The organism is Nocardioides sp. (assembly GCF_036267815.1).
GTDB lineage: Bacteria > Actinomycetota > Actinomycetes > Propionibacteriales > Nocardioidaceae > Nocardioides.
On sequence record NZ_DATAVI010000026.1, the window covers coordinates 1 to 12874 of the forward strand.

Consider the following 12874-nt stretch of genomic DNA (forward strand, 5'->3'; position numbering starts at 1 on the left):
CCAGAATCACAGTTCGTCAACTCAAAAAAACCAACCACCCCACCACACCCAAAAACCATGCAGCAGGACGGACGGAGGTTTCAACATACAAACCAATTCATCGACAAACACACTGTTGAGTTCTCAAAAATCAGACGCACAGCAACTCCGCCCGATGAAGGGCTTCTGTTGAGAGCTGGGATGGTCGCCCGGGGCCGAGAGCCCGACCCTGCGCTCCTTGCGGACCACCGGTCTTGCTCTCCGCCGCTCCCTGGCGACAAGGAGGGACACTACGTGACGCCTCAGACGCCCCGCAAATCGGGACGCCCCTCGGCCGTGTCGCCGGGCATCGTCGCAGGTCAGCCGGCCTGACCCGCCCTCTCAGAGAAGGTCCGGAGCGTCATCCGGGCAAGCGCACCCAGCCAGCTCCAGACACTCCCTCAGCTCCTCCGTGAGCTCGGCGAGCAGTCGACCCACACCGCGGCCGCCGTCGACCCCGAGGGCCCACAGTGCGGGGCGGCCGACGAGGACGCCCCGGGCGCCCAGCGCGAGGGCGGCCAGAACGTCGGCCCCCGACCGGATCCCGCCGTCGACGTACACCTCGGTTCGGTCGCCCACGGCCGCAGCCACCTCGCGAAGGGCGGAAGCGGTGCTTGCCGCGCGGTCGAGCTGCCGGCCGCCGTGGTTGGACACGAAGATGGCATCCGCGCCGGCGTCGAGGCAGCGCGCCGCGTCGTCGCCACGCAGCACGCCCTTCACCACGACCGGGACGCCGGCCGCCTCGCGGAGCCAGCCGATGTCGTCGAGGTCGAGGTCGGTCTTCCAGTCGCCGACGTCGGCCCGGGGGTAGTTCACGCGCCACCAGCTCAGGTCGACCGACGACCAGTCCTCCTCGTCGACGCCTCGCTTGGTGCCCGGATGCGGAGTGTCCACGGTCAGCACGATCGCGCGGGCGCCCGCGGTCACTGCGTCCTCCACCACGGGTCGGAACAGCTCCCTGTCGGGTGGCAGGTAGGCCTGGAGCCACCAGGGGCCGGGGGCGCGGAGGTCGTCGAAGCGGGTGCCGCAGTTGCTCGACACGACGTGGAGAGCGTCGGGGCCCGCGCCCTCGGCCATGCCGCGCTCCCCCGTCGGGTGGACCGCCCGCTGCATCGCCGTGGGCGCGATCGCGATCGGCGTGGAGACCTCGGTGCCGAGCAGGGTCGTGCGCAGGTCAGCATCCCCCCCGCCGCGCAGCACGCGCGTCCGGAAGCGGACCGAGCGCCAGGCCGCCTCCGCCTCGCTGACGGTCAGGCGGCCGCCCGCGCCTGCCTCGACGTAGGCCCACACAGCCGGTCGGATGGCGCGCCGGGCGAGCTCGGGCAGGTGGTCGAGCAGGCGCCCCGACGTCGACAGCACGGGCTCGAGCTCCACCTCACCCGACCTCGACGCCCGCGAACTGCTTCTTGCCCTTGCGAAGCACCAGCCACGAACCGCCGATCAGGTCGGAGACCCGCGGCGCGGCGTCGGCGTCCTCGACGCGGACGTTGTTGAGATAGGCGCCGCCCTCGCTGATGGTGCGCCGCGCCTCGCCCCTGCTCTTGGCCAGACCCGTCTCGACCAGCAGGTCGACCACGGGCAGCAGCGCGGACACCCTCGCCGACCCCGCCTCGCGGAGAGCCGCGGCGAGCACGCCAGGGTCGACGTCGGCGATGTCGGCCTGACCGAACAGCGCCGCGGCGGCCGACTTGGCGTGCTCGGTCTCCTGCGATCCGTGGACGAACGTCGTGACCTCGTCTGCCAGACGTCGCTGTCCCGTCCGAAGCCAGGGCTTCTGCGCCGTCTCCGCCTCGAGCGCCACGATCTCGTCGTGCGCGAGGAAGGAGAAGATGCGCAGCATCTCGCCCACCTGGCTGTCGTCGACGTTGAGCCACCACTGGTGGAAGGCGTACGGCGACATCATCTCCGGATCGAGCCACAGGGCGTCGCCCTCGGTCTTGCCGTACTTCGTGCCGTCGGGCTTGGTGATGAGCGGGGTCACGAAGGCGTGGGCGTGGCCGGCGGCGGCGCGGCGGATCAGCTCCACGCCGGCGGTGATGTTGCCCCACTGGTCGGTGGCGCCGTGTTGGAGCGTGACCCCGTGGTCGCGGTACAGGCTCAGGAAGTCCATCGACTGAAGCAGGACGTAGCTGAACTCGGTGTAGCTGATGCCCGACTCGAGGCGTCGCGACACGACGTCGCGGGCGAGCATCCGGTTGACCGGGAAGTGCTTGCCGATCTCGCGGAGGAAGTCGATGGTCGACAGGCTGGCGGTCCAGTCGTAGTTGTTGACGATCGTCGCCGCGTTGGACCCCTCGAAGCTCACGAACGGCGCAACCTGGCGGCGTACGCGCTCACTCCAGTCCTTGACCGTGTCGAGGGAGTTCAGGGTGCGCTCGGAGGCCTCCTTCGGGTCGCCGATCATCCCGGTGGCACCGCCCACGAGGATGTACGGCGTGTGGCCGGCGTTCTGGAGTCGGCGGGCGGTGACCAGCTGCACGAGGTTGCCCATGTGCAGGCTCGGCGCCGTGGGGTCGAAGCCGACGTAGAACCGGACGCTCGTCGAGGTCAGCGCCTCTCGCAGCGCGTCGCGGTCGGTCGAGTGCACGACCAGGCCACGCCATACGAGGTCGTCGAGCAGGGTCGGGTCGATGCTGGCGCTCACGCCGGACGGCCCCTTCGTCGTCGGTTGCTGCCGAGGAGAGCTCCGCGGCACTGGTCTGTGGGCCCCAGCCTGCCGCATGGAGCGGGTTCGCCTCCACCCAGATCGGGTACGGACGGGCGTTCGCCAGCGCGCTCAGCCTTCGTCCGGGCACCTAGGCTGGGGGCGATCGGCGGGGGGACCGAGAGGACGACGTGATCGCAGACAGGTACCAGCTCAGCCGCGAGATCGGCCGGGGCGGCATGGGCGCCGTCTGGCTCGGTCGCGACACACTGCTCGGTCGCGATGTGGCCCTCAAGCGCATCGGCCTGATGCCGGGTGCGCAGTCGCCCGACCTCGAGCGGGCAGAGCGCGAGGCACGGCTGGCCGCCCGGCTCAACCACCCGCACGTCGTGGCGATCTACGACCTCGTGGACGATGGCGAGGACACCTGGCTGGTCATGGAGTACGTCGAGGGGATCACCCTGAGCGCGCTGGTCAAGCGCGACGGCGCCCTCTCGCCCGACCAGGCCCGTCCTCTGGTCCGCCAGGCCGCCGATGCTCTCGCCGCGGCGCACGGTGCCGGCATCGTGCACCGCGACGTCAAGCCCTCCAACATGCTGGTCACGCCGGCCGGAGAGGTGAAGCTGACCGACTTCGGCATCGCCCGGGCCGAGGCGGACGCGTCGCTGACGCAGACCGGGCTGGTCACCGGCTCCCCGGCCTACCTCGCACCCGAGGTGGCATCCGGGGCCACCGCCACGGATGCCGCGGACGTCTGGTCGCTGGGGGCCACGCTCTTCCACCTCCTCGCCGGGCACCCGCCGTACGACGTGACGGACAACGTGATGGGGGCGCTCTACCGGATCGTGCACGAGGAGCCCCCGCGGCTCTCCGACGCCGGGCCGCTCGCCGTGGTCCTGGAGCAGACCATGGCCCGAGACCCGCGTGATCGCTGGTCGATGGCCCAGGTGCGCGACGTCCTCGGGCAAGGGCCGGAGGCGTCGATCCATCCGCTGCCGGCCTCCGCGGTCGCCGTGGGCGACCACACCCGGACGCTGCGGTCCGTCCCGTCGGGGCCCGTCGCGGTCCCGCCGGTCGCCCTGGTCCCCGACCTCGCGCCGTCGGCGGCTCCGTCGACCCCAGCCACGCGGCCGGTCCGGCGCCGGTCCGCATGGCCGTGGGTCGCCGCGGTGGCGGTGCTGATCGCCGTCGCCCTCGTCGCGGGCGCGGCGTACCTCGGCTCGCGCGACGACGGCAGGCCCTCCGCGTCCGGGCCGTCGACATCGTCCGACTCGGGGCACTCGACCTCCACGGGCGCGGATGAGGCGGCCCGGATGCGGTCGTTCATCACGACGTACCTCCAGACGGTCACCTCCGACCGACAGGCGGGGTGGGCGATGCTGACGCCGTCGTTCCAGCGGACGAGCAACGGGTTCGCCGGATACCAGGGCTTCTGGGGGACGATCCGATCGGCGACGGCCCGCGACATCAGTCCCGACCCCGCGGCGATGACGGTGTCCTACGGCGTCGACTACGTGAAGACGGACGGCTCGCGCTCTTCGGGTCAGGTCACCCTACGGCTCGTGCGCAAGGGATCGACGTACCTCATCGACGGCGAGAGCTAGGGACGTGCTGACCGATGGCGCCGTCGCGAGCCTCGCGACGCGTGCGCGCATCGCGGCGCGCAGCAGGCGGGATCGATCGGCGCTCTCCTAGGCCCTCCTCACCCGTCGGGCTCACCCTTCCGGGCGGCGTCAGAACGCTCCGGCTTCCCTACCGTCAGGAACCATGCAGAGGCTGATCGGCATCATCGTCGTGGTGTGGCTCGTGATCGGAGTGCTCGCGGCTCTCCAGCGCGGATACCTGACCGGCAAGAAGGACGTCAGCTGCCACAGCGTCGGTGACACCGTGCTCACCGTCATCGCCGGGCCGCTGGACTACCTGGGGGTGAACCCGAAGGTCACCTGTCACGTCCCCCAGCCCTCGAAGTAGGTCGGTGCCGCAGCCCGGGCTCGTGGCCGAACCCGAGGCAGTAGCGGTCAGAGCGTCTGCTGGAGCCGCCTCCCCAGCTCGAGGGCGACTCGCTTCTTGCTCCTGCCGACGACGTGGACTCTCACGGCGTCACCCTGCTGGAAGGCGCGAGCATGGAGCTCCAGGTTGTATCGGACCAGCAGGAGGACCAGCCCCACCGGGAACGCGACGACGGCGATGAACACGACCCAGGCCGGGGTCCATGTCGTCGTCAGGCTGATCTGACCGGGACTCACGCTCGAGATGCTGGTGCGCGGCAGTGACGCGGCCGCCGTCATCAGGCGATGGTCCACGTCGTCAAGGGTGGCCGTGGTGGTCAGCTGGTCGTCGACGCTCACGACGCCCCCACGCCACCAGCCCGCGATCCCGACGGCAAGACCCAGAGCGATGAGGACCCAGGCAAGGACGACTCCGCCAGACATGTCGGGATGCTCTCACGAGGGGAGCCCTCCGTCAGGATGCCCGGGTTCGTCGGGCGGCATGAACCGGTATCCCATGCCGGTCTCGGTCAGCAGGTGGACCGGCCTGCTCGGGTTGGGTTCGAGCTTGCGCCGCAGCTGGGTGAGGTAGAGCCGCAGGTAGTTGGTCTCCGAGTCGTAGCCGGGGCCCCAGACCTCGCGCAGCAGCTGCCGCTTGGTGATCAGGCGACCAGGGTTGCGCACGAGCACCTCCAGGACGCTCCACTCGGTCCGCGTCAGGCGTACGTCGTCCCCGCTGCCGGTGGCCGGCCGTACCCGGTGGGTGGCGAGGTCGATGACCCATGCGCCGAGCCTCACCGTCGGTGTCTGCCGGGGCGAGACCCGGCGCAGGACGGCGCGCATGCGCGCGAAGAGCTCCTCGATCCCGAACGGCTTGGTCACGTAGTCGTCCGCGCCGGCGTCGAGCGCAGCGATCTTCTGAACCTGCTCGGTGCGTCCGGTGAGCACGATGATCGGCGCGGTCGTCCAGCCCCGGAGTCCGTGGATCACCTCCGTGCCCTCGATGTCGGGGAGACCGAGGTCGAGCACGACGATGTCGGGCGGATGCCTGGCCGCGGCGCTCAGGGCGCTGCGGCCGTCGCGGGCGACCAGCACGTCGTACCCGCGTGCACGGAGGTTGACCGAGAGCGCCCGGACGATCTGGGGCTCGTCGTCGACCACCAGGGCCCGCGTCACGGCTCGGTGCCGGTCTCCGGGAGGGAGACGGTCATCGTGAGGCCGCCGCCCGGGGTGTCCTCGGCATCCAGGGTGCCGCCCATCGCCGTGACCAGCCCGCGCGAGAGCGCCAGGCCGAGTCCGACGCCCGTGGTGTTGTCCCGGTCGCCCAACCTCTGGAACGGGACGAAGAGCTGGTCGCGGTCGCTCCTGGCGACGCCGGGCCCGCGGTCGACCACCCTGACCTCCACCCTCGCATGGTGACTGCTCGCCGTCACCAGAGGCGGCGTCTCGTCCGGGCTGTGGCGCACGGCGTTGCTCACGAGGTTGACCAGGACGCGCTCGAGCAGCACCCCGTCCGCCCACACCTCGGGCAGCGTGTCCGGGACGCGCACCTGGACGGCGGCTCCGTCGGGGCCGAGCGCGTCGAGGGCCAGGGGGACGATCTCGTCGATCGCCACCGGCCCCAGGCTGACCGCCAGCGCACCGGCCTCGAGCCGGCTCATGTCGAGGAGGTTCTCGATCAGCCGCGTCAGTCGGTCCAGCGACTCGTCGGCCGTCTCCAGCAGCTCCTCCCGGGCCGACTCCGTCCAGACGACCCGGTCGCTGCGCAGCGAGGTGACCGATGCCTTCGCGGAGGCCAGCGGGCTCCTCAGGTCGTGGCTCACGGCGGCCAGCAGTGCCGCGCGGGTCCGGTCCGCCTCGGCGACGACCGCAGCCCTCGCGGCCTGGTCGTGGAGCTCTGCCCGCTCGTGGGCGACCGAGGCCTGAGCGGCGAAGGCGGTGAGGAGGCGATGGTCGGAGCTCGGGACCTGGCCCACGACCCGCATCGTCAGGAGGTCACCCACCGGGAAGTCGCTCACCGGCGCACCGCCTTCGGCACCGGCATGTGCCACCGAGACCCAGCCGTCGTCGGGGCCTGCCCGCTCCAGCAGCGTCACCGAGGACAGGCCGAAGGTCTCCTTGGCCCGGCTCAGGATCTGCTCCAGCGAGCGTTCGCCGCGCAGGATGCCGCCGGCGAGGCCGGCGAGGATGGCCGCCTCCGCCTGTGCCCGTCCGGCCTCCGTGGTCCGGCGTACGACGCGCTCGACCAGGACCGAGACCAGTGCGGCGACTCCGACGAACACCAGGAGCGCGAGAGAGTTGTTCCGGTCCGAGATCGTGAAGGTGTGGAGCGGCGGGGTGAAGTAGTAGTTGAGCAGCAGGCTGCCGGCGATCGCGGCGGCGAGCGCCGGCCACAGCCCCCCGACCAGCGCCACCGCGATCACGGCAGTGAGGTACAGCAGGATGTCGCTGGGCAGGTTGAGCTCGTGACGAACCTGGGCGAGGACCACGGTCAGCAGAGGAAGCGTCACCAGGGCGAGCCCTGCGCCCTGGAGACGGCGACGGGTGCTCAGCGCGGTCGTGAGGCCGGCCATCGGGATCGACGTGCGCCGGCTGGAGTGCGACGCCGCCTCGTGGGTGACGAGGTGGACGTCGATCGGGCCCGAGAGTCGCGTGACCCGCGCCCCGATGCCCTCCCCTGTCAAGAACGCCTCCCACCGCCCGCGGCTGCTGGCACCCAGCACGATCTGGGTCGCGTTCTCGCCGCGGGCGAAGTCGAGCAGCGCCACCGAAACGTCGTCGCCGACCACCTGGTGCCACGTGCCGCCCATCGACTCGACGAGGCGCCGTTGGCGGCTGAGCTCGGCCGGGTCGAGGCCGGCCAGTCCGTCCCCCTTGAGGACGTGGACGGCAAGCAGGTCCGAGCCGGTGGTTCGGGCGGAGATCCGCACGGCTCGCCGGAGGAGGGTCTCGCCCTCGGGTCCGCCGGGAAGCGAGACGACGATCCGCTCGCGCGCCTCCCAGAGCTGGTCGATGCCGTGCGCCTCGCGATATCGCTGGAGGGCCTCGTCCACGCACTCGGCGACCCAGAGCAGAGCGAGCTCGCGGAGAGCGGACAGGTTCCCGACGCGGAAGTAGTTCGACAGCGCGGCGTCGATCCGCTCGGGCGGGTAGACGTTGCCGTGGGCCATCCGCCGTCGCAGGGCCTCGGGGGCGATGTCGACGATCTCGATCTGGTCGGCCCGGCGTACGACGCGGTCGGGAATGGTCTCGCGCTGCTCGACCCCGCTGATCCGCTGTACGACGTCGTTGAGGGACTCCAAGTGCTGGATGTTGACCGTGGTGATCACCTCGATGCCGGCGTTGACCAGCTCCTCGACGTCCTGCCACCGCTTCTCATGGCGCCCGCCCGGGATATTGGTGTGCGCCAGCTCGTCGACCAGGGCCACCTCGGGCCGGCGGGCCAGCACGGCATCGAGATCCATCTCCTCGAACGACGTCCCGCGGTAGTCGCGGCGCACCCGCGGGACCACCTCGAGCCCCGCGGTCCGCTCCTGGGTGTGCCGTCGACCGTGGGTCTCGGCGACCGCGATCACGACGTCGGTCCCGCGATCGAGTCGTCGCCGCCCCTCGTCGAGCATCGCGTACGTCTTGCCGACCCCGGGCGCCATGCCGAGGTAGACCCGCAGTCGACCGCTGCTCACTCGACCATCCTCGAGGCACGCCGTGGCCCGGTCGCGCAGGCCCGACGGGCGGTCATCCGGCTGCCCGCTGGAGGGCGAGGTTGAGCTCGAGAACGTTGACGACGGGCTCCCCCAGGAACCCCAGGACCCGTCCCTCGGTGTGCTCGTCGACGAGCGCACCCACGGCGGCGACGCTGAGCCCCCGGGCCCGGGCGACGCGGGCCACCTGGATGTCGGCGTACGCCGGACTGATGTCGGGGTCGAGTCCGGACCCGCTCGAGGTCACGGCGCCGGCCGGCACGTCGTCCGGCGCGACGCCGTCGGCTCGCGCGATCTGGGCCTTGGCCTTCTCGATCGACCTGCGAAGAACGGGAGAGCTCGGGCCGAGGTTGGTGCCACCCGAGGCGAGCGCGTCGTAGCCGGACGCGGAGGGGCGGGAGTGGAACCACTGCTCGCCGGTGAACTCCTGGCCGATCAGGGACGACCCGACATCCACTCCGGACCGCTGGACGATCGAGCCGTTGGCCGCGTGGTGGAAGGCGAGCTGGCCGATCCCCGTCAGCACGAGCGGGTAGGCAAGACCGAGGAGCACGGTGAGCGCGACGAGGACACGGAGCCCTGCGAGGGTCTGGCGAAGGGCGTTCACGGGTGGGTCACCTGATTCCGGGGATGAACTGGACGAGCAGGTCGATCGCCTTGATGCCGACGAAGGGGACGACCAGACCGCCGAGGCCGTAGACGACCAGGTTGCGTCGCAACATCGCCGAGGCCGACGAGGGTGTGTAGCGCACGCCGCGCAGTGCCAGGGGCACCAACGCCACGATCACGATCGCGTTGAAGATCACCGCGGAGAGGATCGCCGAGGCGGGACTGTGCAGCTTCATGAGGTTGAGGTGGTCGAGGCCGGGATAGACCGGTGCGAACATCGCCGGCAGGATCGCGAAGTACTTCGCGACGTCGTTGGCGATGGAGAACGTCGTGAGCGCACCTCGGGTGATCAGGAGCTGCTTGCCGATCTCGACGATCTCGATGAGCTTCGTCGGGTTGGAGTCGAGGTCGACCATGTTGCCGGCCTCCTTGGCGGCGGACGTGCCGGTGTTCATGGCGACACCCACGTCGGCCTGGGCCAGCGCCGGCGCGTCGTTGGTGCCGTCGCCGGTCATCGCGACCAGCCGACCGCCGTCCTGCTCCCGCTTGATCAGCGCGAGCTTGTCCTCCGGCGTCGCCTCGGCAAGGAAGTCGTCGACCCCGGCCTCGTCGGCGATGGCCTTGGCCGTCAAGGGGTTGTCGCCGGTGATCATCACGGTGCGGATGCCCATCCGACGGAGCTCGTCGAAGCGCTCGCGCAGCCCTTGCTTGACGATGTCCTTGAGGTGGACGACGCCGAGCACGCGGGCCTCGTCGGCGCGGAGCTCGGCCACGACCAGGGGTGTCCCACCAGCCGCGGAGATCGCGTCGACCACGGGTCCGAGGTCCTCCGGGGGGGTGCCGGCGTTCTCCCGGACCCACTCGCGGACGGCGCTGGCGGCCCCCTTGCGGACACTGCGCGAGTGGCCGTTCTCCGCGAGGTCGCAGCCACTCATCCGGGTCTGGGCGCTGAACGGGACGAACGTCGCGTGGCCGAGCTCACCGGGCGTCCGATCACGCAGTCCGAACTCCCGCTTGGCGAGGACGACGATGGAGCGACCTTCGGGCGTCTCGTCGGCGAGGCTCGCCAGCTGGGCGGCATCGGCGAGGTCGTCCGCCGTCACGCCGCGCAGCGGCAGCAGCTCCACCGCCTGCCGGTTGCCGAGGGTGATGGTGCCGGTCTTGTCCAGCAGCAGGGTGTTCACGTCGCCGGCGGCCTCGACGGCACGACCCGACATCGCGAGGACGTTGCGCTGCACGAGCCGGTCCATGCCGGCGATCCCGATCGCACTCAGCAGTGCCCCGATCGTCGTCGGGATCAGGCAGACCAGGAGCGAGACGAGCACGATCTCCGGCTGCGCGGCGCCGCTGTAGGTGGCCAGCGGCTGAAGGGTCACCACCGCCAGCATGAAGACGATCGTCAGGCTCGCGAGCAGGATGTTGAGCGCGATCTCGTTCGGGGTCTTCTGCCGCGACGCGCCCTCGACGAGGGCGATCATCCGGTCCAGGAAGGTCTCCCCCGGCTTGGCCGTGATGGAGACGACGATCCGGTCCGACAGGACGCGGGTGCCACCGGTCACCGCGCACCGGTCCCCTCCGGCCTCCCGGATGACCGGCGCCGACTCGCCGGTGATGGCCGACTCGTCCACGCTGGCGATGCCCTCGACGACATCGCCGTCGCTGGGGATGAGGTCCCCCGACTCGCAGACGACACGGTCTCCCACCGTCAGCTCCGAGGACGGAACCAACCTCTCGGTGCCGTCCACGAGGAGACGTGCCTGGGTCTCCCGCCGGCTTCGTCGCAGTGTCGCCGCCTGTGCCTTGCCCCGGCCCTCGGCGACGGCCTCGGCGAGGTTGGCGAAGACCACGGTCGCCCACAGCCACGCGACGATCAACCAGGCGAACGTCGAGCTGTGCCACACGGCCAGTGCGGTGCTCAGAGCGGCCCCGACCTCGACCACGAACATGACCGGGTTGCGAGCCATGACGCGAGGGTCGAGCTTGGCGCAGGCGGCCGGGAGCTGCCTCAGCAGCATCCCGACATCGAGCAGGCCCGCGCCCACCTGAGGCGCAGACGTCCCGGGAGCGACGGCGTGCGTGGTCATCGGGAGAGCCCTTCGGCGAGAGGTCCCAGCGCGAGCGCCGGAAAGTAGGTCAGCGCCACGACGATGACCACGACGCCCACGAGCATCCCCACGAACAGGGGACGGTGCGTGGGCAAGGTGCCCTCCGTGACGGGGACGGGCTTCTGGGCCGCCAGTGACCCGGCGAGGCCGAGCACGAGCAGCATCGGCAGGAACCGGCCCACGAGCATCGCGAGGCCGCCGGCGATGTTGTAGAAGTCGGTGTTCCCGGTGAGCCCCGCGAACGCGCTCCCGTTGTTGTTGCCCTGCGAGGTGAACGCGTAGAGCACCTCCGACAGTCCGTGTGGCCCGGCGTTGAGCATCGAGGCCCGCGCCGAGGGGACCGACATCGCGACGCCCGTGCCGACGAGCACGACCGCGGGGGTGGTGAGGATGTAGAGCGCGGCGAACTTCACCTCGCGGGACCGGATCTTCTTGCCGAGGTACTCCGGGGTGCGGCCCACCATCAGCCCGGCGACGAAGACGGTGATCACCGCCAGCACGAGCATGCCGTAGAGCCCGGAGCCCACGCCGCCCGGCGCGACCTCGCCGAACATCATGTTCAGCATCTCGACACCGCCTGACAGGGGCGTCATCGAGTCGTGCATCGCGTTCACCGCGCCGGTCGACGTCAGTGTGGTGGCGCCCGCGAAGAGGGCCGAGCTCGGGACGCCGAAGCGGGTCTCCTTGCCCTCCATGGCCGACCCCGCGACGTTCAGCGCGCTCCCGGAGTGGTGCGCCTCGAAGACTGTGACCAGCGTCAGCGAGGCGGTGAGGACGACAGCCATCGCCGAGAGGATCGCCCAGCCCTGGCGCTTGTCCCCGAGCATCCTGCCGAAGGTGCGCGGCAGGGCGAACGGGAGCAGCAGGAGCATCACGATCTCGAGCAGGTTCGTGAACCCGTTGGGGTTCTCGAACGGGTGTGCTGAGTTGGCGTTGTCGGGGCCACCGCCGTTGTTCCCCAGCTCCTTGATGGCCTCCTGGCTGGCGACGGGGCCGCCCCGCAGGTGCTGGGTGCCGCCGGTCAGGGTGTGCACCGTGTGCGGATCCGACAGGTTCTGCACGACCCCACAGGCGATCAGGACGACGGCTGCGACAGCGGCCAGCGGCAGCAGGATGCGCAGACAGCCGCGGACGAGGTCGACCCAGAAGTTCCCGACGCGGTTGGTCCTCGAACGAGCGAAGCCGCGCACCAGCGCGACAGCCACGGCCATGCCCACCGCCGCCGAGGCGAAGTTCTGGAGGGCGAGCCCCGCCATCTGCACCAGGTTGCCCATGGTCGTCTCGCCGGAGTAGTTCTGCCAGTTCGTGTTGGTGACGAACGACGCCGCCGTGTTCCACGCGAGGTGCGGCTCGACCCCGGCGAGCCCGAGGGACGACGGGAGGTGGCTCTGGACCCTCTCGAGGACGTAGAGGAAGACGACGGAGACGAACGAGAACCCGAGCAACGACAGCGCGTACGTCGACCACGTCTGGTCCACGTCGGGATCGACGCGGCAGACCCGGTAGAGCCACCTCTCGCAGCGCCCGTGCTTCGTCGCCTGGTAGACGCGGGCCATGTAGTCGCCCAGGGGCACGTGCGTCACGGCGAGAACCACCACGACGGCCAGGGCGGTGAGCAGACCGGCTGCGCTGTCGCTCATCAGAAGCGCTCCGGGAAGAGCAGAGCCGCTACGAGGTAGCCGGTCAGCAGCACGGCGAGGACCAGGCCGATCAGGTTCTCAGAGCTCACAGTCGCTCCAAGCCCAACAGCGCGGCAGCCAACAGGCCGAAGACGACGATCGTGAGCGCCACCAGGGCGACGTCCAGCAC

Annotated in this window: 11 protein-coding genes; 2 read left to right on the forward strand and 9 right to left on the reverse strand. The window is 70.7% G+C overall.

Annotated features, from left to right (window positions below):
* Positions 1 to 360: 360 nt before the first annotated feature.
* Entirely contained in the window at positions 361 to 1392 is a 1032-nt protein-coding gene (locus VHW64_RS04120; protein WP_329649239.1) for an alpha-hydroxy acid oxidase, read from the reverse strand.
* Between the two features lies 1 nt (position 1393).
* Positions 1394 to 2662 carry a tyrosine--tRNA ligase gene (tyrS, locus tag VHW64_RS04125; protein ID WP_329649240.1) on the reverse strand — a complete coding sequence of 423 codons (1269 nt, stop codon included), beginning with the start codon at positions 2660 to 2662 and terminating at the stop codon, positions 1394 to 1396.
* A 191-nt stretch (positions 2663 to 2853) separates the two neighbouring features.
* Here tyrS and VHW64_RS04130 point away from each other — a divergent pair, with 191 nt between their 5' ends.
* Together VHW64_RS04130 and VHW64_RS04135 are read left to right on the forward strand one after the other, a co-directional pair.
* Positions 2854 to 4266 carry a serine/threonine-protein kinase gene (locus tag VHW64_RS04130; RefSeq protein ID WP_329649241.1) on the forward strand — a complete coding sequence of 471 codons (1413 nt, stop codon included), beginning with the start codon at positions 2854 to 2856 and terminating at the stop codon, positions 4264 to 4266.
* Positions 4267 to 4429: 163 nt separating this feature from the next.
* Positions 4430 to 4633, forward strand: coding sequence for a hypothetical protein (locus VHW64_RS04135; RefSeq protein ID WP_329649242.1), 204 nt, complete (start codon positions 4430 to 4432; stop codon positions 4631 to 4633).
* A gap of 47 nt (positions 4634 to 4680) precedes the next feature.
* On the opposite strand, the gene VHW64_RS04140 is transcribed toward VHW64_RS04135, so the two are convergent.
* The 7 genes from VHW64_RS04140 to kdpF all read right to left on the reverse strand — a co-directional run bounded on the left by VHW64_RS04140 (position 4681) and on the right by kdpF (position 12794).
* Entirely contained in the window at positions 4681 to 5094 is a 414-nt protein-coding gene (locus VHW64_RS04140) for a hypothetical protein (protein WP_329649243.1), read from the reverse strand.
* Between the two features lie 12 nt (positions 5095 to 5106).
* Positions 5107 to 5826: a response regulator gene (locus tag VHW64_RS04145; protein WP_329649244.1), complete on the reverse strand. Its 720-nt coding sequence runs from the start codon at positions 5824 to 5826 to the stop codon at positions 5107 to 5109.
* A complete protein-coding gene (locus tag VHW64_RS04150) occupies positions 5823 to 8300 on the reverse strand; it encodes a DUF4118 domain-containing protein (protein ID WP_414690448.1) in 2478 nt (825 codons plus the stop codon). The genes VHW64_RS04145 and VHW64_RS04150 overlap by 4 nt, the downstream gene beginning before the upstream one ends.
* An 85-nt stretch (positions 8301 to 8385) precedes the next feature.
* Entirely contained in the window at positions 8386 to 8958 is a 573-nt protein-coding gene (gene kdpC, locus VHW64_RS04155; RefSeq protein ID WP_329649246.1) for a potassium-transporting ATPase subunit KdpC, read from the reverse strand.
* Positions 8959 to 8965: 7 nt separating this feature from the next.
* Positions 8966 to 11044, reverse strand: a complete 2079-nt coding sequence (gene kdpB, locus VHW64_RS04160) for a potassium-transporting ATPase subunit KdpB (RefSeq protein ID WP_414690445.1) — start codon at positions 11042 to 11044, stop codon at positions 8966 to 8968.
* Entirely contained in the window at positions 11041 to 12705 is a 1665-nt protein-coding gene (gene kdpA, locus VHW64_RS04165) for a potassium-transporting ATPase subunit KdpA (RefSeq protein ID WP_329649247.1), read from the reverse strand. Before kdpA ends, kdpB begins: the two co-directional genes overlap by 4 nt.
* On the reverse strand, positions 12705 to 12794 hold the full coding sequence (kdpF, locus tag VHW64_RS04170; RefSeq protein ID WP_329649248.1) for a K(+)-transporting ATPase subunit F: 90 nt from the start codon (positions 12792 to 12794) through the stop codon (positions 12705 to 12707). Before kdpF ends, kdpA begins: the two co-directional genes overlap by 1 nt.
* Positions 12795 to 12874: the final 80 nt, after the last annotated feature.

What these genes read in the sequence shown, in the direction of transcription:
- VHW64_RS04150 (WP_414690448.1), bottom strand. Translation starts at nt 8,300, where the DNA reads ATGGCGCCCGGGGTCGGCAAGACGTACGCGATGCTCGACGAGGGGCGG.
- VHW64_RS04140 (WP_329649243.1), bottom strand. Translation starts at nt 5,094, where the DNA reads ATGTCTGGCGGAGTCGTCCTTGCCTGGGTCCTCATCGCTCTGGGTCTT.
- kdpA (WP_329649247.1), bottom strand. Translation starts at nt 12,705, where the DNA reads ATGAGCGACAGCGCAGCCGGTCTGCTCACCGCCCTGGCCGTCGTGGTG.
- kdpB (WP_414690445.1), bottom strand. Translation starts at nt 11,044, where the DNA reads ATGACCACGCACGCCGTCGCTCCCGGGACGTCTGCGCCTCAGGTGGGC.
- VHW64_RS04135 (WP_329649242.1), top strand. Translation starts at nt 4,430, where the DNA reads ATGCAGAGGCTGATCGGCATCATCGTCGTGGTGTGGCTCGTGATCGGA.